General features: G+C 36.5%; 21 protein-coding genes. 10 read left to right on the top strand and 11 right to left on the bottom strand.

Annotated elements, in window-relative coordinates; all coding sequences use genetic code 11:
- The first annotated feature begins 213 nt into the window (after nucleotides 1-213).
- The 4 genes from ACKTTZ_RS15185 (at nucleotide 214) to msrB (ending at nucleotide 2,682) form a co-directional block, all read left to right on the top strand.
- Nucleotides 214-768, top strand: a complete 555-nt coding sequence (locus ACKTTZ_RS15185) for a sigma-70 family RNA polymerase sigma factor (RefSeq protein WP_407845944.1) — start codon at nucleotides 214-216, stop codon at nucleotides 766-768.
- Nucleotides 769-773: 5 nt separating this feature from the next.
- Nucleotides 774-1,043, top strand: a complete 270-nt coding sequence (locus ACKTTZ_RS15190) for a hypothetical protein (protein ID WP_253318162.1) — start codon at nucleotides 774-776, stop codon at nucleotides 1,041-1,043.
- An 80-nt stretch (nucleotides 1,044-1,123) separates the two neighbouring features.
- Complete coding sequence (locus tag ACKTTZ_RS15195; protein WP_034697509.1) at nucleotides 1,124-1,567, top strand: DUF417 family protein; 444 nt, start codon at nucleotides 1,124-1,126, stop codon at nucleotides 1,565-1,567.
- Between the two features lie 17 nt (nucleotides 1,568-1,584).
- On the top strand, nucleotides 1,585-2,682 hold the full coding sequence (gene msrB, locus ACKTTZ_RS15200) for a peptide-methionine (R)-S-oxide reductase MsrB (RefSeq protein WP_407845945.1): 1,098 nt from the start codon (nucleotides 1,585-1,587) through the stop codon (nucleotides 2,680-2,682).
- Nucleotides 2,683-3,105: 423 nt separating this feature from the next.
- Here msrB and ACKTTZ_RS15205 read toward each other — a convergent pair whose 3' ends face one another.
- From ACKTTZ_RS15205 to ACKTTZ_RS15215, 3 genes are all read right to left on the bottom strand, one after another.
- A complete protein-coding gene (locus tag ACKTTZ_RS15205; RefSeq protein ID WP_407845946.1) occupies nucleotides 3,106-3,756 on the bottom strand; it encodes a hypothetical protein in 651 nt (216 codons plus the stop codon).
- Between the two features lie 126 nt (nucleotides 3,757-3,882).
- Nucleotides 3,883-4,728 carry an ABC transporter permease gene (locus ACKTTZ_RS15210; protein WP_407845947.1) on the bottom strand — a complete coding sequence of 282 codons (846 nt, stop codon included), beginning with the start codon at nucleotides 4,726-4,728 and terminating at the stop codon, nucleotides 3,883-3,885.
- A gap of 2 nt (nucleotides 4,729-4,730) precedes the next feature.
- Nucleotides 4,731-5,633, bottom strand: coding sequence for an ABC transporter ATP-binding protein (locus ACKTTZ_RS15215; protein ID WP_407845948.1), 903 nt, complete (start codon nucleotides 5,631-5,633; stop codon nucleotides 4,731-4,733).
- A 116-nt stretch (nucleotides 5,634-5,749) separates the two neighbouring features.
- Between ACKTTZ_RS15215 and ACKTTZ_RS15220 the strand changes: the two genes are divergently transcribed.
- The 4 genes from ACKTTZ_RS15220 (at nucleotide 5,750) to ACKTTZ_RS15235 (ending at nucleotide 10,542) form a co-directional block, all read left to right on the top strand.
- Nucleotides 5,750-7,108: an AAA family ATPase gene (locus ACKTTZ_RS15220; RefSeq protein WP_034697505.1), complete on the top strand. Its 1,359-nt coding sequence runs from the start codon at nucleotides 5,750-5,752 to the stop codon at nucleotides 7,106-7,108.
- 84 nt (nucleotides 7,109-7,192) lie between these two features.
- Nucleotides 7,193-8,296 (top strand): NAD(P)/FAD-dependent oxidoreductase, encoded by a 1,104-nt coding sequence (locus ACKTTZ_RS15225; RefSeq protein WP_407845949.1) that lies wholly within the window; start codon nucleotides 7,193-7,195, stop codon nucleotides 8,294-8,296.
- A 348-nt stretch (nucleotides 8,297-8,644) separates the two neighbouring features.
- Nucleotides 8,645-9,757 (top strand): peptide chain release factor 2, encoded by a 1,113-nt coding sequence (prfB, locus tag ACKTTZ_RS15230; RefSeq protein WP_407845950.1) that lies wholly within the window; start codon nucleotides 8,645-8,647, stop codon nucleotides 9,755-9,757.
- Between the two features lie 86 nt (nucleotides 9,758-9,843).
- Nucleotides 9,844-10,542: a DedA family protein gene (locus ACKTTZ_RS15235; RefSeq protein WP_034697501.1), complete on the top strand. Its 699-nt coding sequence runs from the start codon at nucleotides 9,844-9,846 to the stop codon at nucleotides 10,540-10,542.
- A 333-nt stretch (nucleotides 10,543-10,875) separates the two neighbouring features.
- On the opposite strand, the gene ACKTTZ_RS15240 is transcribed toward ACKTTZ_RS15235, so the two are convergent.
- From ACKTTZ_RS15240 to ACKTTZ_RS15250, 3 genes are read right to left on the bottom strand one after another with little or no spacing between them, the layout of a single operon-like run.
- Nucleotides 10,876-11,745, bottom strand: coding sequence for an alpha/beta hydrolase (locus tag ACKTTZ_RS15240; RefSeq protein WP_034697500.1), 870 nt, complete (start codon nucleotides 11,743-11,745; stop codon nucleotides 10,876-10,878).
- A 50-nt stretch (nucleotides 11,746-11,795) separates the two neighbouring features.
- Nucleotides 11,796-13,196 carry a serine hydrolase gene (locus tag ACKTTZ_RS15245; protein ID WP_407845951.1) on the bottom strand — a complete coding sequence of 467 codons (1,401 nt, stop codon included), beginning with the start codon at nucleotides 13,194-13,196 and terminating at the stop codon, nucleotides 11,796-11,798.
- Between the two features lie 28 nt (nucleotides 13,197-13,224).
- The gene (locus tag ACKTTZ_RS15250; protein WP_051934477.1) at nucleotides 13,225-13,707 is read right to left on the bottom strand and encodes a tetratricopeptide repeat protein; all 483 of its coding nucleotides are present in this window, start codon (nucleotides 13,705-13,707) and stop codon (nucleotides 13,225-13,227) included.
- A gap of 155 nt (nucleotides 13,708-13,862) precedes the next feature.
- Here ACKTTZ_RS15250 and ACKTTZ_RS15255 point away from each other — a divergent pair, with 155 nt between their 5' ends.
- Nucleotides 13,863-14,747, top strand: coding sequence for a DUF808 family protein (locus ACKTTZ_RS15255; RefSeq protein WP_034697497.1), 885 nt, complete (start codon nucleotides 13,863-13,865; stop codon nucleotides 14,745-14,747).
- A gap of 132 nt (nucleotides 14,748-14,879) precedes the next feature.
- Here ACKTTZ_RS15255 and dnaJ read toward each other — a convergent pair whose 3' ends face one another.
- The 5 genes from dnaJ to proS all read right to left on the bottom strand — a co-directional run bounded on the left by dnaJ (nucleotide 14,880) and on the right by proS (nucleotide 21,428).
- A complete protein-coding gene (dnaJ, locus tag ACKTTZ_RS15260) occupies nucleotides 14,880-15,998 on the bottom strand; it encodes a molecular chaperone DnaJ (RefSeq protein ID WP_034695254.1) in 1,119 nt (372 codons plus the stop codon).
- Between the two features lie 101 nt (nucleotides 15,999-16,099).
- Nucleotides 16,100-16,639, bottom strand: coding sequence for a nucleotide exchange factor GrpE (locus ACKTTZ_RS15265; protein ID WP_374728321.1), 540 nt, complete (start codon nucleotides 16,637-16,639; stop codon nucleotides 16,100-16,102).
- 421 nt (nucleotides 16,640-17,060) lie between these two features.
- Nucleotides 17,061-18,395, bottom strand: coding sequence for an Nramp family divalent metal transporter (locus ACKTTZ_RS15270; RefSeq protein WP_407845952.1), 1,335 nt, complete (start codon nucleotides 18,393-18,395; stop codon nucleotides 17,061-17,063).
- Nucleotides 18,396-18,508: 113 nt separating this feature from the next.
- Nucleotides 18,509-19,834 (bottom strand): OmpA family protein, encoded by a 1,326-nt coding sequence (locus tag ACKTTZ_RS15275; protein WP_253317208.1) that lies wholly within the window; start codon nucleotides 19,832-19,834, stop codon nucleotides 18,509-18,511.
- Nucleotides 19,835-19,952: 118 nt separating this feature from the next.
- On the bottom strand, nucleotides 19,953-21,428 hold the full coding sequence (gene proS / locus ACKTTZ_RS15280) for a proline--tRNA ligase (RefSeq protein ID WP_034695259.1): 1,476 nt from the start codon (nucleotides 21,426-21,428) through the stop codon (nucleotides 19,953-19,955).
- A gap of 144 nt (nucleotides 21,429-21,572) precedes the next feature.
- Between proS and ACKTTZ_RS15285 the strand changes: the two genes are divergently transcribed.
- Nucleotides 21,573-22,673: a hypothetical protein gene (locus ACKTTZ_RS15285; protein ID WP_034695260.1), complete on the top strand. Its 1,101-nt coding sequence runs from the start codon at nucleotides 21,573-21,575 to the stop codon at nucleotides 22,671-22,673.
- The last annotated feature ends 42 nt before the right edge of the window (nucleotides 22,674-22,715 follow it).

Consider the following 22,715-nt stretch of genomic DNA (forward strand, 5'->3'; position numbering starts at 1 on the left):
TTAAGCGATTTGTAATAATTTTATGCTATGTTTTGAATGATAACGAGTTTGGCTAATGGATGTGTGGTAAATCTTCTAGGTTTTCAAAACCTAGAAGGTCTGTAATGGAAGTTTTGTAATGACTGTAATCAATAATAATCTATCTAATTTTGTAATTTTACATTTAACTTCCTACCTTCGTTGCGATCTGAAAAAAGACAAAAAACACTTCCAATGGCTAAAGATGAAGAATTGAAAAACTGGATAGAACAATATTCAGGACCACTTTTGAAGCGTGCGCTGTACGTTCTTTCAAATAAAGAAGATGCACAGGATGTGGTTCAGGAAGTTTTTCTTGCAGCTTACTCAGCTTATGATTCTTTTGAAGGAAAAAGTCAGGCATTGACCTGGCTGATGGCTATTCTGAACAGAAAAGTCGCAGATTTTTACCGGAAAAAATATAAATCTGAACCGAATATCAGACTTGATCATTTTTTTGATGAAACCGGATCATGGAAAAATAATGATGTTTTGAATGACTGGAATGTTTCTGGCGATGGTGATGAGCTTTTAGACAGTACAGAATTTAATAAAACATTGGAAGAATGTATTGAAGAATTGCCCTCCAGATGGAAGATTCTGCTTAAAATGTATTATATCGAAGAAAAAAAAGCACCGGAAGTAAGTCAGGAATTAGAAGTTTCTACGACTAATCTTTGGAAGATTTTGCAAAGAAGCCGAATGCAGTTGAGAGAATGCCTGGAGTTTAACTGGTTTTCAAAATCATAAGAGAAATGATAAGAAGAATACTACATATATTATTTTTACCATGCAGTGAAGCCACTTTACTGATGGAAAAGAGGAATGCCCAATCTATTTCTTCCAAAGAAAACAGGATGCTCAGTATGCATTTGATGATCTGCAAATGGTGCAGAATGTACAATGAAAAGCTGGCGCTTCTGGATAAGGTTTTTAAAAAGAAATTCTCTGAAGAAAAAGCTGAAATTAATGATTCTGAAATTCAGGATTTTAAAAATAAAATGATTGATAAATTAAATTTCTAGGAAAATTTCTGTCAGGATTTTAAAATAGCTCCGACTATACTTTTGAAAACAATAAAGTATTCATTTAAAATCTTAAAAATATGGTCGGAACAGCACAGGAATCTAAAAATCAATTAACCCGAATCGGATATTATATCTCGCTTTTCGGAGCAGCACTTATTTTACTGTGGATTGGTATCTTCAAATTCACTCCCACGGAAGCTGCTGCAATAAAACCCTTGGTAGAAAACCATTTCTTAACTTTTTTCGTATATAAAATTATAAGCGTCCAGGCAGTGTCAAATCTTATCGGAGTGATAGAAATTATCATTGCCTTACTCCTGATATTTAGTGCGAAATTTGCTGTATTGAAAAAGTATGCAGGGATAGGAATGATCGTAACTTTTCTGGTGACATTAAGCTATTTGTTTACAACACCGGGAATATGGAAAATAGTGGACGGAGTGCCTGTGACGGATTTCTTTATTCTAAAAGACCTTATGCTTTTAGGATTTGGATTCATGATCGTTCAAAATAATAAGTAATGAATAAAAAGGTAAAAATGAAAAATATATTAATTGTACTCGGAATCATTCTGGGTATAGCAGTATTTGCTGCGGGATCCGGGCTTTTCAAGAAAAACAAGCCTAATGTAGTGGAAATAAAAAAAGAAAATGAGAAAATTATGGATAACAAAAACGTTAGAGAGATTTATTTTGCAGGTGGATGTTTCTGGGGAACAGAACATTTTTTTCAACAAATTCGTGGTGTTGTAGGAACAGAAGTGGGGTATGCCAACGGAAATACCCAAAATCCTACGTATGAAGAGGTGGTAAGTCATACAACAGGTTTTGCAGAAACCGTAAAAGTAAAATATGATTCTGAACAGGTAGATCTGAAACTGTTGATTGATTTATATTTTAAAACTATTGATCCTACAAGCAAAGATCAGCAGGGAAACGACAGAGGAAACCAGTACAGAACAGGAATCTATTTCACCAATAAAACAGATGAAGCTGTAGTAAAAGATGAAGTTCAGAAACTGGCAAAAAACTATAGCAAGCCACTACTTGTAGAAACCATTCCATTGAAAAATTTCTACAAAGCAGAAGATTATCATCAGGATTATCTGGATAAAAATCCGGGCGGTTACTGCCATATTGAACCGGGACTTTTTGAAATGGCGAAAAAAGCCAATCCACTTCCAAAACTAGCTTATCAGAAACAGGATAAAAAGGTTCTGAAAGAAAAACTGTCTGCAGAACAATATAATGTTACCCAGGAAAACGGGACAGAAAGACCTTTCCAGAATGAATACTGGAATGAAACCCGTGAAGGAATTTATGTAGATATTACCACAGGAGAACCTTTGTTTGTCTCTACAGATAAATTTGAATCCGGATGTGGCTGGCCAAGTTTCTCAAAACCGATTACCAAAGGTTTGATTGATGAAAAACTGGATCGTTCCCACGGTATGGATAGAGTAGAAGTAAGAAGTAAAACCGGTGATGCCCATTTAGGTCACGTTTTCACAGACGGACCACAGGATAAAGGAGGACTTCGTTACTGTATCAACAGTGCTTCGCTGAAATTTATTCCAAAAGCGGAAATGGAAAGTAAAGGATACGGAAAATATCTTCCGTTGTTAGATAAAAAGTAATGTGAAAGAAAGAGGCTGTTCAAAAAGGACAGTCTTTTTTATGCGACCCATTACTGTCCGATAAAAAGTATAAATACATTGAAAATATTAATATTTACGCTATGAATTAACAGATCGCTCCTCCGGAGCTCTAATTTTAAAACAAATACGTTCTATTAACAGTAAGCTCCCATTGGAGCTAAATTTGATCCCATCGGGATCTACTGTTGGTAGAAAAATGAAATCCCCATAAAATAAAGCTCCGGAGGAGCGACCTGTTAATTCTATTTAAATTTTATCGAACAAGAATGTTTTTTTATATAAAGTGTCAGATCTAAGGTTGATTCAAGATATTTATATGACCCTCAAACTCTCCTAAATTCTATTCTTTATAACAACAAGAGGCTGCCAAAACTTTTTTGGACAGTCTCTTTTTATTTTAAATTAATGATGTAGTTGAAATCTTTCTTTGATGCTGAGCATAGAAATGTTCAGAAATAGGAGAAAACCGAAAATAATGTAAGAGGTTTCTTTGGATGCAGTTCTAAACAGATTAAAGATTTTCCCATAGCGGGTAGATTCAAAAGCATTCACAGTTTCTGCTGGCCCCCAATCTATAGTATCATTACAAAGGAAACATTCATATTCAGGATATTGTACCTTAGGATCAATATAGTTATAAACCGCAAAAATATGTCCGGTTTTCTCAAGGTCAACAGCATACTGATCTTGTTGAGCTATTTCCAGATCATTCAAAACGGAGACAAAATCACCATAGCTATTATTTTGATCTAAAATAAACTCAATACCAGACTCTTTCTCATTTCTTTTCTGAAGTTGTTTCAGTTCGGAAACATATAATTTTGAATTTTCTTTAGCAGTACCAGGGACTATTTTTATTTGTTGGTAATTCCAGTTTCTTACAGGTTCAAAACTGGCAAAAGTATTTTTAAACCCTTCTCTTTCTTTGGCAGGAAGTCCAATATCTATCACAGAAACATTAATATCTTCAAACTTTTGGTTTCCGTAATACCAAAACAAAACAGGAATCAGCAAGGCGCTGATCAATCCCGGAAAGTAGTATATTTTTTTCATGGCTGGTTTTTGACAGTACCGAATGAAAATTTTAAGCCAAAAAAAAAGTGATCCGAAAACGAACCACTTAAAAAAATAATCTTTTAAATATTGTAATTTTTAAATCTTTAAATTCGAGATATTATACTACCAATCTCTTTTTCTCAGAATCCAGTACGATCCGAATATAAAAACACCACACCACACCAGGCAAGCAATAAGGCTTTCTGTAGGGTAGTGGAATTCATATTTTAATCCCATCATTTTGGCCATATCCAATCTGATCATTGGGTTAGGAATAAGGTTAGACATACTTTCCAGTGGTAAAAGATGCGAGATGAAAAAATCATTCTGAAGAACCTCATTTCTTTGAGGTGCCTGCATTCCTTTTACTTTTAAATAGACTTCAAGAGCCTTTAAAATTCCCTCACCAATCCAGAAAATAAAGAGAGCAAGAAATACAAAGACAGATTTTCTCAACAAAACGGAAAGGAACATCAGGAAACAGAAGAACGTAAATAATTTTACCAGATAATTTCCAATAAAGAAAATCTCAGCAAAAACCTTTGTAGATTCCGTTGTCTTCGAATATTGATATCCCAGAAACAAGGTAATTCCCAATACAATGGCTGTTGAAACAATGGTAAAAATACTTATTGTCAGTAATTTTGAAGTGATGAATTCCTTTCTGCTCAATCCATCAATCGTATTCTGTTTGAACATTCGGTTGCTGAATTCCTGTGAAATGGAGAAGACAATGATTAATCCCAGGAAAATTTTTAGTAAAGCAACAATCCATGTGGTGAAATTCCAGATTTCAGGGAAATTATAAATCCCTTGTTCCTTTAAGTTAATGGTTCCTCCAAAAATATCAAAGTCGACCAATCCAATGAAAAGCAACGCAATAAGAATGGCGAAATAGAGTATCGTGAAAACCTTAAACGGTTGGTAGTTCAGGTTTTTGTAGTATTCCAGTTTTAATAATTTTATCATGATTAATTAGTGTTTTTTACAAGTTCAAGGAATTGAGATTCAAGAGATAGCTTTTTCTTGGTTAAATGGGAAAGATAGATTCCTTTCTCTGCCAGTTTCTGATTCATTGCCGAAGCTGAAACAGAAGCATCATCACGGATCTGGGCTTTGATAAGATCACCTTCCTGATTGATGGAAGTGAACCACTGAAGCTCGTTAAGAGCATTTAAAAGCAGTGTGTTATTATCTGCTTTCAGTTCAAAATAGCCATTGTTGGAAGTCATTTCATCTACTCTTCCGCAGTAAATGGAATTTCCTTCTTTTAATACAATCACATGGCTACAGATTTTCTCAATTTCATCCAGAAGGTGGCTTGCAATGATAATGGTAATTCCCTGTTTGGCAATATTGCTGATGATTTCTCTGATCTGAATAATACCTTCAGGATCTAATCCGTTGGTAGGTTCATCTAAAATCATCACTTCAGGATTGTTCAGCATTGCCGATGCAATGGCAAGACGCTGTTTCATTCCCAAAGAAAAAGTTTTGAAAGTATCTTTTCTCCTTTCATACAGATTAACGGTCTTCAGAACTTCGTCAATCCTTGAATAGGGTGTTTGCTTAATTTCAGCAACAATCTTAAGGTTGGTTTCTGCACTTAAATAAGGATAAAAGTTAGGCTGCTCAATAATAGCTCCGATCTTTTTCAAGGTATCCGGATCCGTTCCTTTTTTTCCAAACCAAAACCAGTCTCCGCTGGTAGGATTGATGGTTGAAAGCAGCATCCCGAAAGTAGTGGATTTCCCACTTCCGTTCGGACCTAATAGGCCATAAACATTTCCTCTTTCGACATCAAAAGAAATATTGTTGACCACAACTCTTTTGAATTTCTTCGTCAAATTTTTTACTGATAAAATCTTTTCCATGTAATTTGTTTTACATAGTAGTAGTCTATATAAATAAGAGAATGTTACAGAATTATCATAAATCAATATTAATTTATGTACAAATACATTAAATTTGATAGAATTAATCAACAGTTATGAAGCTAATTGAACTGGCAGAAGAATTAAATGTTTCTGCAGAAGCCATAAAACAGTTTATTCAGGATTTTGATCTTGAACTGGTAGACTGTGTCAGTACAAATTTTGATGTAAAAGAAGATTTTGAAAAGTTTGCCCGAGAAAATGTAGATTTTTTAAGGCTATATGAAAAAGATCTTGATAAAAATAAAACACTGGAGCAGATTGCCGAAGTTATTAAGCAGCCGAAAGATAAGGTGGAAAAGGTGATTAAAGACAATAATCTTAATATTTTCGATAATGGTTTTTTCAAATCCTCTATTTCAAGTTATGGAATTGATAATAAACTGGGCGGGAATTATCAGTTTGTCTATGATTATTTCGGACATAAAACCAGCCTTAAACAAAGAGATTTTATAGGATACAGAGATTTGTTTTTTTATACTTCTGCTGTTTTGGAACCCTTCCTGAATCCACAACAGATCAAAGACTGGGGCATCAATAAACCTGCGGGAATTATTCTGTATGGACCTCCGGGAAGCGGAAAGATATTCTGGGCCAATAAGATTGCTGAAATCATCGGATATCAGTTTAAAGAAGTTAAAAAACATTATCTGGGAACTTCACTGATTGACGGAAATGAAATCAATTTCAGTGATTTCCTGCTGAGTATGATGAAGGAAAACAAAATGCTGCTTTTCATGGATGATTTCGATGAAATTATGATGCAGAGAAGGGCAGAAACAGATGTCGCTTCCTGTAATCTTGAAGCTCAGGAATTGATTCTTCACTACATCGGAAAATTTGAAAAAGAAGGTGTTCTGATGGTAGGTTCGGCTAATTCCGTTTCAGAAATTGACGAAGAAATTCTTGCTCCGGGAAGATTTGATGTGATGATTCCAATATTTCCACCCAATGCTTCTGAACGCTCAGAAATTATTCTTTATGCCATGACCAGAGGATTGGAAGAAGATTCTTTACTCTACAAAATACTTAAAAATAACAAAGCTGATAAAATTCCTTTCTGGCATGAAATCTCTTCAAAGATGAAAGCCTTCAGCAATACGATGTTGATAGACTTTACGCAAAGTTTAAAGAAAAGAATTAAAAACCTTTACCAGAGAACCAGAAACGAAAAACTGAAAATTGATCAGAAAATTTTAGAAAGTGCACTGAGAGATGCAGGATCAAAGCTTACTGAAGAATATCTTGATCAGGTAGCGAGATTTCTTGCGGATGCCATTATCAATAATTTTGATGACTTTCGATTCAGAATTGAGGCATTGAAAAATGAACTGGAAACCTACAGAGTTGTTGAAGAACCGCAAAGAGCAATCGGGTTCCAGCATAATGAAAATGAGGAAGGAGATAGAGGGTAGACTGTTTAAAGTTCAAGGTTTAAGGTTTAAAGTTTAAGGTTTAAGGTTTTAGAAAAATTACTTATTACCTATTACTCATTATTTATGAACAGTATTTGGGAACTGGATACATTCTACAGAAAAAGAGACATCATCATTATTGGTGCCGGATTTTCCGGGCTGTGGACTGCTATATCCATTAAAGAGAAATATCCTGACAAATTTGTCCTCATTATTGAGCGGAATGCAATTCCTTTGGGTGCTTCCACAAGAAATGCCGGCTTTGCCTGTTTTGGAAGTCTTACCGAAGTTATCGCAGATTCGCAGAAAATGGGCTGGGAAAAAACACTGGAACTGGTTAAAATGAGATTTGACGGGCTTCAGAAAATCCAGCATTATTTTAAAAATAGTGAAATTGATTTCGAACTTAGCGGAGGTTATGAAATTGTAAATCATGAAGAACCTCTATCCCATATTGATGCAGTCAATGAAAAACTGAAAGCAATAACAGGATTGGATCAAACCTACACTTTGAGACAGGATAAAATAAAGGAATTCGGACTTGGAAAATCTGAATTCCTGATTGAAAATCCCTGCGAAGGAAGTCTTCACTCCGGAAAGTTAGTACAGAAACTGCTGGAGAAATGCCACGAACTGAAAATCGAGTTTTTATTTGCAACGGAAGTTCAAAATATTGAAGAAACAGACAAAGTTGAGGTTCATCTTTCTGCTGGCCTTTCTGTAAAAGCAGATCAACTTATCTATTGTACCAATGCATTCACTTCAAAGTTTCTGGAAAAAGAGAATATTATTCCGGCCCGTGGGCAGGTTCTTCTGACAGAACCTATAGATGGATTGAAACTTAAAGGGACATTTCATTATGACGAAGGCTATTATTATTTCAGAAATTTAGGAAACCGAGTATTGCTGGGTGGCGGAAGAAATCAGGATTTTAAAACAGAAGAAACAACGGCTTTTGAAACAACAGAATTTCTGCAGAATCACTTGGAAAACTTTTTGAAAGAAGTCATTCTGCCTCATCAAAATATTAAAATTGCCCTCCGTTGGTCAGGAATAATGGCTATGGGAGAAGAAAAGTCACCTATTGTAAAACAAGTTTCGGAGAGACAGTTTTGTGCGGTAAGACTTTCAGGAATGGGCGTTGCTTTAGCTCCGAGGATTGGAGAAATGATAACGGAAATGATTTGATGGATGATTTTAGAAATTATAGGCTGGATAATTAATTATGAATGATGAATTATAAGTTATGAGTTTAACTCCTACACTTTCAAACTCTACTATCTCGAATCTCGTCATCCCGAGCCCAAAGCGTTCCCACTCTCTAACCCTCCAACCCTCTCACTCACAAACTCTCAAACCCCAAAACTCGAATCCCGCAACCCAAAACTCTAAAACTCTCAAACTCTCCCACACTCAAACCCTCTTACTCTCAAACTCTCAAAATCGCACCTCGAACCCCAAACTTTAAATTCGGAACTTTAAATCCGTACCTCTCCACTCTAAAAGAATTCCTTATTTTTGCAAAAAGAAACATTCGTGATTAACAACGACCAGATAAAAGAAGTTCAATCCAGAATTGAAGACTTACACAGATACCTTCAGATTGAAAAAAAGAAGATTGAAATTGCCAATGATGATGAAAAAACAGCAGCACCCGAATTTTGGGACAATCCAAAAACTGCTGAAGCATTTTTAAAGCAGCTTCGTTCCAAGAAAAAATGGGTGGAAGGCTATGACGAAATTAAGACACAGTTTGAAGATCTGCAGGTTTTGGCTGATTTTGCTAAAGAAGATCCGGATTCTGAAAAAGAACTGGATGAAACATTTCCGCAATTGGTTGAAAAAATTGAAGATCTCGAATTCAAAAATATGCTTTCCAACGAAGGTGATGAACTTTCTGCAGTGCTGCAGATTACAGCAGGAGCAGGAGGAACAGAAAGTTGCGACTGGGCAGCTATGCTGATGAGAATGTATACGATGTGGGCAGAAAAACAAGGCTATAAAATCCGTGAACTGAACTTTCAGGAAGGTGATGTAGCCGGAGTGAAAACTGTTACGCTGGAAATTGAAGGAGAATTCGCTTTTGGATATTTAAGAGGTGAAAACGGAGTACACCGTTTAGTAAGAATTTCCCCTTTTGACAGTAATGCAAAACGCCATACAAGTTTTGTTTCCGTATATGTGTATCCTTTGGTGGATGATACCATTGAAATCAATATCAATCCGGCAGATATCAGCTTTGAAACGATGAGAGCTTCAGGAGCTGGAGGACAGAACGTAAACAAGGTAGAAACTGCTGTACGTCTTCGTCACGCGCCTACAGGAATTATCATTGAGAACTCAGAATCCCGTTCTCAGCTTCAGAATAAAGAAAAGGCTATGCAGCTCCTTCGTTCAAGACTTTACGAAATGGAACTGGAAGAGCGTATGAAAGCCAGAAATGAGATTGAAGCCAACAAAATGAAGATCGAGTGGGGAAGCCAGATCAGAAACTACGTCATGCATCCATACAAACTGGTAAAAGACGTACGTTCAGGTCATGAAACTTCAGATGTAGATGCCGTAATGAACGGAAATATCACTCCATTCCTGAAAGCATTCTTAATGGCCGATGGAACGGCAGTTTCCGATGATGACATGGACTTATAAAAATCATGTTTGAATTTTAGTTAAAATCTTATAATTAATTTTTGTTTCAGACATTTTAGGCTTACTTTTGTTGTTCATCGATATTTATGGAAGATTTCAATAGCTGGAAGGATTTATTAAACCCGGAGTTTTATATAAAAATGGGAGGGTTTTGGCTGATTTTGTTTATTGTTTTTGCTGAAACAGGTCTTTTTGTAGGATTTTTTCTACCTGGAGATTCACTACTGTTCGTTTCGGGAATTTATGCTGTTGAAATCATCAAAGAGACTTTTGGCTCTACAGGGAGCGATTTCTTAGATACTACACTTTTAGCTTCCGGAGTGGCTCTTGCTGCTATCATAGGAAATGAAGTAGGATATTATTTCGGAAGAAAAGCAGGACCCGCTTTATACAAAAGACCGGATTCAATGCTTTTCAAGAAAAAATACCTTTATCAGGCACACGATTTCTTTGAAAAACATGGTGCATTAGCTGTTATTATGGCAAGATTCTTACCGGTTGTAAGAACTTTTACCCCTATTGTAGCAGGTATTGTAAAAATGGATAAAAAAGAGTTTTTAAGAGATAATATTATCGGTGCTGTATTATGGTCATTCATTTTGATCTTTGCAGGACATTATCTGGATAAACTTTTCATGGAACAGTTTGGAATCAACCTGAAACAAAAGCTGGAATACATCATTATCGTCATTGTATTGGTAACTACACTTCCGGTAATCTTCAAGTTCGTTTTCGGAAAAAAAGAAGATCTTGCTAAAAAATACGAAGATCAGGATTTTGAATAAATAAGAAATTCAATCAAAAATATAGAGCCGTCTCAATCATGAGATGGCTTTTTTGTGCATATAAATATTTTTTTACCACGCAAAACTCGCAAGGGTATTATCATGATCCGTTACTTTTTGTTCGCAGAGGCGCTTCACTTAGCTAAGTAATGTACTTTGCTGAGCGAAGTGTCTTTGCGATCGATAGAATATAAGCTTTAAAATTTCTTTGCGGACATCGCGTTTTTAAAATATATCCACCAGACAAAAATTTTTTATGCTGGATACTTAAAAGATTCTTATGAACGAATGGTTTAAAATAGTAGTTTAATTATTTATTGCATTAAATAATAGCTATTTTTTAATCCATTCCAGGATATTAGGATAAATAATACTGTCTCTTTTTCTTTTACTGAAAAACCTTGGTGCATGTCCGGCTCCTTTCATGAAAATGAATTTGTGTGGAACATTCATCTTGGTAAGCGCAGAGTCCATCGCAATTCCCTGATGTTGATTCACCAGCACATCATTATTTCCCTGAAACAACAAGGTAGGAACATCTGAAATATTGGCAATGGGACTGGCTTCTTTAAAGGCTTCAGAGATATTTTTCCGATCAAATTTAGTCCCTACTACCTTTTGGAAAGTAGGAGAGGTGTATTTGGAATAAAAAGATTTAAGATATTCAGAGCTGTAAAAATCTGTAGGTCCGCTTAAAGAGATTATTTTTTTGATCTGCTCAGGATGCTGATATCCATAAAGTAAGGCGAGATGTCCGCCGGCACTTTCTCCCAGAAGAATGTAATTGTTGGGTTGAAGTTCTGCTTTTTCTGCCAGAGAATTGAATTTCTCAATGGCGAGACCAATATCTTCGAGCTGTTGTCTATAAGTGATTTTCTCCTTTGTAGAAACCAATCTATAGTTCATGCTGATACTCGGAATTCTGTTTTCAAAAAGCATTTTCTGAACCTGAATCATATGCTCTTTTTTACCTAAAGTCCACGCTCCACCATGAACGATAAGTACTACCGGGGAATCTTCAGCATAATCTTTGGGAAGGAAGACATCCATTTTCTGTCTCTTATGTTCCCCATATTTCAGATTATAAATTTTCTGCTGTCCTCCGGGACCTACCCAAACTCTGAATTTCGTATTACAGGACTGCAGAAGGAAACCAATGCATCCCATGACGAAAAAATGATACCGGAGAATGAGCTTTTTCATTACTTAAATTTACGAAATATTCTATTGATTATGAAGCAAACAAGACTTAATTAAAGCCTTTCTGCTGTTTTTGATGAAAGACCTTTTTTGATGGTAATAATACCTTTTTCACCTTCTTTGAAAATGAAAGAAATCTCAGTGTCATCATCCTGAAGGAAAAATGCATCTTCTTTTTCAGCTAGAATTCTGACTTTAGGATCTTTATTGTTCTGCATAAAAAGCTGACCGTTTTCGTACAGAATATGGATAATATTATCATCAGAAAGCTGATAGTCTCCTGCATATTTTTTAAGGATATCAGCACTTAAGACTACTTCTTTCTTCGGTTGTGGAAGAGTGTAAGGCTGGTGTAAGAGAGCCGCTAAAATAGTATTACCTGCTTTCTCCAGTTTTTTACTCGTGATATTGTTCAGAAGGATAATGCAAAGATCATCCTCCGGAAGCATCGCAAAATAACTTGTAGAACCCTCAATATTTCCACCATGATTAATAAGTTTTTTCCCATAAAGATCATCAATAAACCAACCATAGCCGTAGCCACTCAAATAAGGGGTGGTTGCTTTTTTAAATGCTTCTTTGGAAACAATTTTATAATCCCTCAACCCAATATAATAATTGTACAGGTCTTCAACGGTACTGTAGATTTGTCCGGCTGGCCCGGTTAATGTAGAATTCCAGACTGCTGTTTTTTCCTGTTTTGTTTTTGAAATATAAGAATAAGGAACGGTCTTGTACGGACTTTTCAGAGCAAGGTAGTTAAAGCCTGTGTGAGTCATCTTCAGGGGATTTAGGATGAATTTTCTTACAGCGTCTTCATAAGAAAGTCCTGTGATTTTTTCAATGATAAGTCCCAATATAATATAGCCTGAATTGGTATAAGAAAACTGAGTACCGGGCTCAAAATCCAATGGCTCATTTTTAAAATATGAAAGTTCTTTATCTTTTGGTATAGACTTTCCGGTGTGAAGAAGATTGAAATACTCTTTATTTCTCAATACCTCATAAATTCCGGAAGTATGAGTAAGGAGATGTTCGATAGTAATTTCATTTCCTCTGGGATAATCGGGGATAAACTTTGAGACAGGATCTTTAAAAGAAAGTTTTCCTTCTTCACTTAGCTTCACAATCATCAAAGCCGTGAAAGATTTGGTTAAAGAAGCAATCTGATATATGCTTTTGTCCTGATTGGGAATCTTTTTTTCCGCATCTTGCCAGCCGTATGATCTTTCAAAGATGTTTTTATTCTGATAATGGATCAAAGCAGTTCCATTAAATTTATTAATTGCAGCAAATGCTTTTATAATGCGGTCTATTTCTTCTTTCTTTTTTTCCTGATTAATAGGATTAATAGTGTTGAGATGATCTTCTGTCTGAGCTTTCAGAGTAGAGTAGAATGTACTGAACAAACAAAACACACATCTTAAAGCTAAAATATGAAATTGACGTTGCATAGGTATCAGATTTTAAAAACGGTTAAAATTACAGGTTTTCAGCGTAGCGGCTCAAAGAATTATTGTATCTGGGCAAATGTTTTGATATTGCTTTCAATGCTAAAGACAGTGCTTCTTTGTATTCTCCTGCTGAAGAAAGGGACAGTGCTAAAAAAGAATCTACCGCATCATCCAGTTCATCAGAATAATGGGCTTTTTCTTCCCTTAAAATATGGATACTTTCTTCTATTTTTCCATTATTTCTTAATGTACTAGCCAGCTGAATTCTGGCTCTTCTTCTTCGTAAGCCAGTTAATCCTTTTTCTAATGCTGATCTGTACAAAGGTTCTGCTTCCTTTTCATGTCCTGTGGAGTCAAAAGCGCAGGCTTTTTCAAAATCAGCAATAGCCTGGGAATCCGTTTCCGTAAGTAATTCTGCATGATTTTTAATTTGCTCAATAAACTCTTGATTGCTTATAGTTCCAAGTTTTAGCCATATACTTTGTAATTGGTTTTCCCAGTTTTTATCCATTGAATAGATTTTAAACAAAGATATAAAATATTGAAAGTGAAGGATTGTTGAAAGATTCTTATAATTTTGAAAATTATTGTTAGATTATGAATCCAAAAACGGAATTAAATAATTATTTTTGCTGAACTTAACAAAGATTAAAAAATTATTAAAATATGGCATCAGGCTTTTTTGCAATTTTGGATGATATTGCAGCATTGATGGATGATGTAGCGGTTACGAGTAAGGTTGCTACCCAAAAGACAGCAGGAATTTTAGGAGACGACCTTGCTGTAAATGCAGAAAAAGCCACTGGCTTTCTTTCCTCAAGAGAAATTCCCGTTTTATGGGCAATTACCAAAGGATCATTTATCAATAAACTGATTATTCTTCCTGTCGTTTTTTTACTTAATTGGTTGTATGCTCCGGCTATTAATTATGTATTGATCCTTGGAGGATTCTACCTGGCTTTTGAAGGTGTTGAAAAAGTAATAGAATTTCTTTTTCACCGTGACAAAAAAGGTCATGAAGTGATAGAGGAAATTGAAGAAGACGAAAAAAGTTCTGAAGAAATTGAAAAAGAGAAAGTAAAATCGGCCATTACAACTGATTTTATTTTATCAATTGAGATCGTTATTATTGCTTTAGGAACTGTATTGGAAGAAAGTCATCCTTTCATTACGCAGATTTTAGTAACGAGCTTAGTTGCATTTATCGCTACTGTCGGAGTTTATGGAATTGTAGCTTTGATCGTAAGAATGGATGATGCAGGATTTAAATTAATAAAGAAAAGTAACGATAAAGGTTTTTTCGGAAGGCTTGGACATCTATTAGTGAAGGCTTTACCTATTGTTATTAAAATATTAGGAGTCGTAGGAACAATTGCTTTAATAATGGTTGCTGGTGGAATTTTTCTGCATAGGATTGAATTTTTCCATGGCATATTACCAACCTGGCCAGATGTTTTGAAAGAACTTACGCTTGGTGTTGTTGGCGGATTGCTGGCGGTTGCCGTATTTACTTTAGGAAAGGGAATTTATTCCTTAGCCACAAAAAAATAAAACAGAATTAGAATTAAATAACCAAAAAATCCTGTGCTCGAGAGAGTGCAGGATTTTTTATGATGAGATTTAAACCTTGAATATAAAACTTTGAACAAAAAAAGAGACTTTTTACAAGCCTCTTTTTCTATATTAATTGAATAAATCTTTTACTTTATCAAAAAAAGTTTTTTCCTTTCCGGATGGTTCTGCAACCATTTCTCCGCTGGACATCTGCTTTTCAAAGAAATCTTTCTGGTCTTTAGTAAGCTTCTGTGGAGTCCAGACATTGATGTGGATAAACATGTCTCCTTTACCATAACTATCGATGCTAGGAAGTCCTTTTCCGGCCAATCTCAAGATCTTTCCGGATTGAGTTCCCGGATCAACGGTAATTTTTACTTTTCCGCCTACAGTAGGAATTTCTTTCTTAGTTCCTAAAGCAGCTTCAGCAAATGAAACATATAATTCCTGGTGAAGATTATCGCCTTCTCTCTTGATCACCTGATCTATTTCCTCTTCAATGATCACCAGTAAGTCTCCCGGAATACCTCCAAATGGAGCGTCATTTCCTTTTCCTCTTACATTAAGCTGGATACCGTCTCTTGCTCCTGCCGGAATGTTGATTGTGATTTCCTCTTCATCTTTGATAAGACCTTGCGCATTGGCTCCTGCAGGAATTTTGTCAGCAACTTTTCCAATTCCCTGACAAGTACTACATGTAGTTTGAGTCTGCATTTGACCAAACATGGTATTCATTACTTTTAACTGAACACCAGAACCATTACAGGTAGGACATGTTTTTGAAGTGGCGCCTTCTGCCATCTTCATTTTCTTTACTTTGATGGTTTTCTGAGTACCATTTACCATTTCCTCAAGGTTCAGCTTGATTCTGATTCTTAAATTAGAACCTTTCACCTGCTGACGGCCTCCACCGCCACCACCGAATCCTCCGAAACCACCACCGAAAATATCTCCAAACTGGCTGAAAATATCTTCCATGTTCATTCCGCCTCCGAAGCCTCCGCCTCCGAAACCACCGTTTCCACCTACTCCGGCATGACCGAACTGGTCGTATCTTGCACGTTTCTGATCGTCGCTCAGAACTTCATAAGCCTCAGCAGCTTCTTTAAATTTTTCCTCAGCCTCTTTATCCCCTGGATTTTTATCCGGGTGAAATTTGATGGCCATTTTACGGTATGCTTTTTTTATTTCGTCGGCCGATGCAGATTTGCTGATCTCAAGAACCTCGTAATAATCTCTTTTTGACATGACAATTTTATAATTGATTGTTGATAAATGATAAAAGATATTGTAAAGCTAATAAGTGAAACATTCATCAATTATCACTCACCATTTATCATTTATGAATTTTAATTTCCTGTTACTACTTTTGCAAAACGGATTACTTTATCATTTAAAGTATATCCTGTTTCAATAACGTCTACGATTTTTCCTTTCAAATCTTCCGATGGAGCAGGGATCTGAGTAATCGCTTCATGGAAATCAACATTAAAGCTGTCACCAGCCTTTACTTCCATTGTTTTTAGTCCTTTTTCGGTAAGTTTATTTTTGAATTTCTGATAGATAAGCTCTACACCTTGCAGGTCAGCCGGATTTCCGTTTTTAGCGATTTCTTTTAAAGCTCTTTCAAAATCATCCAAAACTCCTAACATTGAAACCATCATTTCCTGGTTGGCATACTGGAAGAATTCGATCTTCTCTTTGCTCGTTCTTTTTTTATAGTTTTCGAATTCAGCATACAATCTGATGTAACGGTCTTTCTCTTCTGCCAAAAGTTCCTCTGGAGAAGGAGTCGCTGTCACATTGTCCTGAGACGTTGCGTCATTCTGAACATTGTTTTCTTCCTGATTATTGATGCTTTCTTCGTTAATATCCTGGTTTTCCATAATTCAATATTTATTTACTGATTGTTTGACAAAGAGCCTGCCAAATCTAAAATCTGGACATTAAGGCAGAAAAAGGAGTAATGGTGAATCGTGAATACGTCAATCCGCTACGCTTGTGAATTTGTAGGTGTGTAATTTTAAAAATTGCCTTTGCAAAGCAAAAATTGACTATTGACTATTCACTTATCAATGGTGAAGGTGTCAATTCGCTTCGCTTGTGGATTTGTAGGTGTGTAATTTAAAAATTGACTTTGCGAAGCAAAAATTGACTATTCACTTATCAATGGTGAAGGCGTCAATTCGCTACGCTTGTGAATTTGTAGGTGTGTAATTTTAAAAATTGCCTTTTCAAAGCAAAAATTGACTATTGACCATTCACTTTACCAATGCCCAATAGTCAATTTTAAAACTATAGTTGTATTTCTTATTCTCCTGTAAAAGTCTGGTACAATAGGTACAGATTTAAAACAATAATAATAATGGAAATAATCCATACACAGATTTTAAGGAATGGTTTATTGGCGAATTCTCCCATTTTAGCTTTGTCATTGGTAAACATCACCAATGGAACAACTGCAAAACTCAGTTGCATGGAAAGAATTACCTGGCTTAAAACCAATAATTCAGTGGTTCCCTGTTCTCCGTAAAGAATGGCAACAATAAGTGCCGGAATTACAGCAATAAGTCTGGTGATCAATCTTCTCAGCCATGGTTTTAATCTGATATTCAGGAAGCCTTCCATTACGATCTGTCCGGCAAGAGTTCCTGTTAATGTTGAGTTTTGCCCGGATGCTAATAAAGCAATGGCAAATGCAATACTTGCCATAGAAGCTCCCAGAATAGGCGTTAACATTTTATAGGCATCATGAATGTCCGCCACATGTTCGTTACCTGTAGTATGGAATGTAGCAGCTGCCAGAATAAGGATTGCTGCATTGATAAAAAATGCCAGCATTAATGAAACGGTACTGTCTATGGTGGCAAACTTTATGGCTTCTTTTTTTCCTTCCTTATCACGGGTATAATCTCTGGTCTGTACAATACTGCTGTGCAGATACAGATTGTGTGGCATTACGGTAGCTCCTAAAATCCCGATTGCAATATAAAGCATGGCAGGGTTCTGAATGATTTCCTTTTGTGGAACCAAACCTCCCAGAATCTCATTAAAAGCAGGTTGCGAAATGATAATTTCATACACGAAACACGCCAGAATAATGAAGATAAGCCCTCCTACAATACTCTCAATCCATCGGAAACCTTTGGACTGAAGCAAAAGAATGATTAAAACGTCCACTGTTGTAATGACAATTCCCCAGGTGAGCGGGATATGGAATAACAGGTTTAATGCAATGGCCGAGCCGATAACCTCAGCGAGATCACAGGCGGCAATGGCTATTTCACAGAATACCCAGAGAATAAAATTAGTGGTAGGACTGAAGTGGTCTCTACAAGCCTGAGCAAGATCTCTCTCTGCAACAACTCCAAGTTTCACGGATAAGTGCTGTAGAACCATTGCAAAAATATTGGAAATAAGGATAACCGAAAGGAGTGTATAACCGAATTGAGCTCCCCCGGCAATATCTGTAGCCCAGTTCCCGGGATCCATATATCCTACAGCAATCATCAGTCCCGGTCCTGCAAATGCAAGATATTTTCTCCAAAAAGTTGCATTTTTAGGGACTTTGATTGATGAATAAACCTCTGATAAAGAATGGTTGGTTTTATCTTTTTGCCAGGCGCTTTTTATATTGAAATTCATAAATGTTAGAAATGACTAACAAATTTAATTAAATAAATGTAAACAGAAAAATCATGACCTAAAAAAATCCCGGAAATTGCTTCCCGGGATCTAATTTTTATTCAATCTAAAGATTATTTTGCAAATCTTACAGCCATTTTTCTGTCGGCAGCTCTTTCAGCATCAGAAGCTTTTGCATCTACTTTAGCAAATTTGCTTCCATAGCCTTCAGCTTCTAAGACCTGAGCACCAACTCCTGCTTTTACTAAAGCAGCTTTGATATATTCAGCTCTGGCTTTTGATAGTTTTACATTGTTGGCTTCGTTTCCGGTTTTGTCTGTATAACCTCCGATTTTGATTTTTGCATCAGGGAAAGCCTTAAGGATAGCCACTAAGTTATCTAACTGTCCTTGTGAACCAGCTTCAAGTTCAGTAGAACTTCCCATTTTGAAGTTTACGTGATCGAAATCGTACCACTTGTCTTTCAATGCCGCATCATCAGCTGCATTTTTGTAGTTTCCGGATTTCAGGAATGTAATCATCTGATCTTCCATTCCTCCTTTGTAACCTTTTAACATCACTCCATTAAGATCAATGTCTTCATCTGTTTTAGCTGTTGCAGGAGCAGGTGTTGCTGTTGTAGCAGCCGTATCTGTAGTTGAGCTGGTTGCTGCAGAATCAGATGTTGTGGTAGTGGTTGTAGTGGTTTGTTTTTTCTCACACTGCTTCCATAAGAAATAAGCAGCAGCGATCAATAATAAAAGCGGAAGCAACCATTTCCAGATTGAACCTCCGCCTTGATTATTATTGTTATTATTTTCAAATCTTTCTCTTACTTCTCTTGCTCCTTCCGAAACATTTTCTCTTGCTGTAGCAACACCTTCAGCGATGTTATCTTTAGCAGTAGAAGTTACCGAAGAAACTGTTTCTTTTGCCTGGCCAAACCAATTTTCAGCTCCTAATCCAAAGGAAGCTAAAGAAAGACCTGCTGGCAATAAAGAAGAAATAATGCCTTTCTGATCATTCAGTAAGCTGGAAATACCTGAAGCACCCAAATTATTGTCTGCTGCATATTTTCCCACAGTGCCTACTGTAGCTCCAGTCACCAGGTTTAACAAAGAACTTGCAGAGGTATTGCTCACTCCTGAAAAACTGGCAATAGAATTCACTAATGCACTTACTTTATCTCCAAAAATTGAAGACAACAAGTTTGAAATAATAGGATTGCTGGACGAACCACCTAATAAATTTCCTAAAATTCCACTTGAAGAGGCTTGTGTAATAGCATCCACAACGCCAGGTTTATCTGCATTATTGGCTAATCCACCTACTACGGCAGGTAATAATCCGCCAATTGCTTTAGAAATACCGGATTCACTTTCTCCAAACTGCGATGCAGCCTGTGAAACCAATGCGGGACCTAATTGTCCTTTAATTAAATCAATGACATTTAAAGACATAATAATAAATTTTTTTGATTAATGTTGAGATAAATTTAAACAAAAATCCGTCCAAATGTCACTTTTTTTGAATATTTCTTTAAAAATTAACGATTTTTTTCTAAATCGTTAAAATTTTTTAATAAGCTTTTGCAAATAATACACGTCTCTTAGATGGTTTTCCTGAAATCAAAGAAATACCTTCTTCTACGTCATTGTCCAGAGGAATACATCTGATCGTAGCCTTCGTTTCATCCTTGATTTGTTCCTCTTCTTCAGCTGTTCCATCCCAGTGTGCATAGATGAATCCACCTTTCTCTTCCAGAACTTTTTTGAATTCTTCATAAGTATCCACTTTCGTGATATTATTTTTTCTGAATTCAAATGCTTTGTTATAAATATCCTGCTGAATCGTTTTCAATAGATCTTCGATATAAGAATCAAGTCCATCAATAGAACGAACTTCTTTAGTCAGATTATCTCTTCTCGCAATTTCTACAGATTTATTTTCAAGATCTCTTGGTCCCATTGCAATTCTTACAGGAACTCCTTTCAATTCATATTCTGCAAATTTCCATCCTGGTTTGTTCTGAGTATCATTGTCAAACTTCACAGAAATTCCTTTTGCTCTCAGTTTAGCCTGAATATCTAAAGCCACTTCACTGATTTGTGCCAGTTGCTCTTCTCCTTTAAAGATAGGAACAATCACTACCTGAATTGGCGCAAGGGTAGGAGGCAATACCAATCCGAAATCATCAGAGTGGGTCATAATTAAAGCTCCCATCAAACGGGTAGAAGTTCCCCATGATGTTGCCCATGCATGTTCGATTTTACCTTCTTTGTTGGTGAATTTTACGTCAAATGCTTTTGCGAAATTCTGACCTAAGAAGTGAGATGTTCCAGCCTGTAAAGCTTTTCCGTCCTGCATTAATGCTTCAATACAATAAGTCTCATCAGCTCCTGCAAATCTTTCAGATGGAGTTTTTAACCCTTGAATTACAGGAATAGCCATAAAGTTTTCTGCAAAATCTGCGTATACTTTATTCATTTTCTCTGCTTCTTCAATAGCTTCATCTTTTGTAGCGTGAGCAGTGTGACCTTCCTGCCATAAGAATTCTGCTGTTCTAAGGAACAGACGTGTTCTCATTTCCCAACGAACAACATTTGCCCATTGGTTGATTAGTATCGGTAAGTCTCTGTAAGACTGAATCCAGTTTTTGTAAGTATTCCAGATAATTGCTTCTGAAGTAGGACGAACAATAAGTTCTTCTTCCAGTTTTGCGTCCGGATCTACAATCAGCTTGGAAGGATTGTCCGGATCAGTTTTTAATCTGTAGTGGGTAACAACAGCACATTCTTTTGCAAAACCTTCTGCATTTTTCTCCTCAGCCTCAAACAAGCTCTTGGGCACAAAAAGCGGGAAGTATGCGTTAACGTGACCTGTTTCTTTGAATTTTTTATCCATTTCATCACGCATTTTTTCCCAGATCGCATAGCCATACGGTTTGATCACCATACATCCACGCACGCCTGAGTTTTCAGCTAAATCAGCTTTTACAACCAGCTCATTATACCATTTGCTGTAATCTTCGCTTCTTGAGGTTAATTTTGCCATTATTTTTTAAAATTTTTTTAACTTTTGTACATTATTGTTATCTAAAAATAAAAATCTATTTTTGATAGATTTTTTTACCAGTATTTTGGTACATTTTTGGTACAGATTGCAAATATAATTTAAATTAAAAATTTTTACGTTATCATGAAAAGAAATATACATAAAAATTTGCTTGGTCTGCTAAGATCCAAAGGGATATTGGCTATATCGGGCGGATTATTACTTGTGTCTTGTGGTGCTCAGATGGGAGGGTATAGCGAGACAGATGGGGTGTATTACGACCCCAATAAGGATACGCTACCTGAAGGAGTTATCATTAATGATAGCGGAAACAGAGTAGGAGAATACTATGACTACTATCAGGATTCTAATGTAATTCAGAATGCACAGACGAATTCCAGAGAACAGCAAAACAGATATAATGACTGGAGTGGCACCAATCCAAATTGGAACTCTAATGCTACAGATTCCGACTGGGGACTTTATTCAGGTTCTCAGACTAACTACTATGACAACTCATGGGGATGGGGATCTCCTTGGGGATGGTATGGTGGTTACAGCCCTTATTGGGGTTGGGGTATGAACCGTGGCTGGGGCTGGGGTGCAAGCATGTCCTGGGGTTGGGGCGGATCATTCGGTTGGGGCTGGGGAGGCTCTTACGGATGGGGAAGTCCATACTGGGGTTATGGCTATGGTGGCTATTATGATCCATTCTGGGGCGGATACTACGGAAATCCTTACTGGGGTTACGGAGGCGGCTACTGGGGTGGTGGCTACTACAACAGACCTGTTTACAGAAGAAGTGGTATCAGCGGAGGTGGATTCCAGAATACTGGGGTAGCCAATGCAGTTTACAGAACGAATACAAATAATTCAGGTTTCAGAAACACTAATAATAATGGTGGTTTCAGAGATACTAACTCAAACGGAGGTTTCAGAAATAGCAATGGCGGTTTCAGAGATGGTAATTCCGGAGGTTTTAGAAACGGTAATTCCGGAGGTTTCAGAAATACACAATCTAATGGTGGTTTCCGTAACTCTGCGCCACAAACAAGACCTAATTACAATTATCAGCAACCACAGCCAAGATATAACAACAATAACGGAGGCTTCAGATCTAATGATTCAGGAGGTTTCAGATCTAGTGGTGGCTTCAACTCTGGTGGAGGAGGCTTTAGAGGCGGTTCTTCAGGAGGCGGTGGCGGAATGAGATCCGGCGGCGGAGGCAGAGGAGGCTTCAGATAATTTTTCAAATTAATAAACTATTAAAAAATAATGTTAAAAAAA

Origin of the sequence: Chryseobacterium sp. KCF3-3 (assembly GCF_045865955.1) — a bacterium.
Taxonomy (GTDB): Bacteria; Bacteroidota; Bacteroidia; order Flavobacteriales; family Weeksellaceae; genus Chryseobacterium.

Coding starts and splice junctions, on each gene's coding strand:
- ACKTTZ_RS15185 (WP_407845944.1), top strand. CDS start 214: ATGGCTAAAGATGAAGAATTGAAAAACTGGATAGAACAATATTCAGGA.
- ACKTTZ_RS15190 (WP_253318162.1), top strand. CDS start 774: ATGATAAGAAGAATACTACATATATTATTTTTACCATGCAGTGAAGCC.
- ACKTTZ_RS15195 (WP_034697509.1), top strand. CDS start 1,124: ATGGTCGGAACAGCACAGGAATCTAAAAATCAATTAACCCGAATCGGA.
- msrB (WP_407845945.1), top strand. CDS start 1,585: ATGAAAAATATATTAATTGTACTCGGAATCATTCTGGGTATAGCAGTA.
- ACKTTZ_RS15205 (WP_407845946.1), bottom strand. CDS start 3,756: ATGAAAAAAATATACTACTTTCCGGGATTGATCAGCGCCTTGCTGATT.
- ACKTTZ_RS15210 (WP_407845947.1), bottom strand. CDS start 4,728: ATGATAAAATTATTAAAACTGGAATACTACAAAAACCTGAACTACCAA.
- ACKTTZ_RS15215 (WP_407845948.1), bottom strand. CDS start 5,633: ATGGAAAAGATTTTATCAGTAAAAAATTTGACGAAGAAATTCAAAAGA.
- ACKTTZ_RS15220 (WP_034697505.1), top strand. CDS start 5,750: ATGAAGCTAATTGAACTGGCAGAAGAATTAAATGTTTCTGCAGAAGCC.
- ACKTTZ_RS15225 (WP_407845949.1), top strand. CDS start 7,193: ATGAACAGTATTTGGGAACTGGATACATTCTACAGAAAAAGAGACATC.
- ACKTTZ_RS15235 (WP_034697501.1), top strand. CDS start 9,844: ATGGAAGATTTCAATAGCTGGAAGGATTTATTAAACCCGGAGTTTTAT.
- ACKTTZ_RS15240 (WP_034697500.1), bottom strand. CDS start 11,745: ATGAAAAAGCTCATTCTCCGGTATCATTTTTTCGTCATGGGATGCATT.
- ACKTTZ_RS15245 (WP_407845951.1), bottom strand. CDS start 13,196: ATGCAACGTCAATTTCATATTTTAGCTTTAAGATGTGTGTTTTGTTTG.
- ACKTTZ_RS15250 (WP_051934477.1), bottom strand. CDS start 13,707: ATGGATAAAAACTGGGAAAACCAATTACAAAGTATATGGCTAAAACTT.
- ACKTTZ_RS15255 (WP_034697497.1), top strand. CDS start 13,863: ATGGCATCAGGCTTTTTTGCAATTTTGGATGATATTGCAGCATTGATG.
- dnaJ (WP_034695254.1), bottom strand. CDS start 15,998: ATGTCAAAAAGAGATTATTACGAGGTTCTTGAGATCAGCAAATCTGCA.
- ACKTTZ_RS15270 (WP_407845952.1), bottom strand. CDS start 18,395: ATGAATTTCAATATAAAAAGCGCCTGGCAAAAAGATAAAACCAACCAT.
- ACKTTZ_RS15275 (WP_253317208.1), bottom strand. CDS start 19,834: ATGTCTTTAAATGTCATTGATTTAATTAAAGGACAATTAGGTCCCGCA.
- proS (WP_034695259.1), bottom strand. CDS start 21,428: ATGGCAAAATTAACCTCAAGAAGCGAAGATTACAGCAAATGGTATAAT.
- ACKTTZ_RS15285 (WP_034695260.1), top strand. CDS start 21,573: ATGAAAAGAAATATACATAAAAATTTGCTTGGTCTGCTAAGATCCAAA.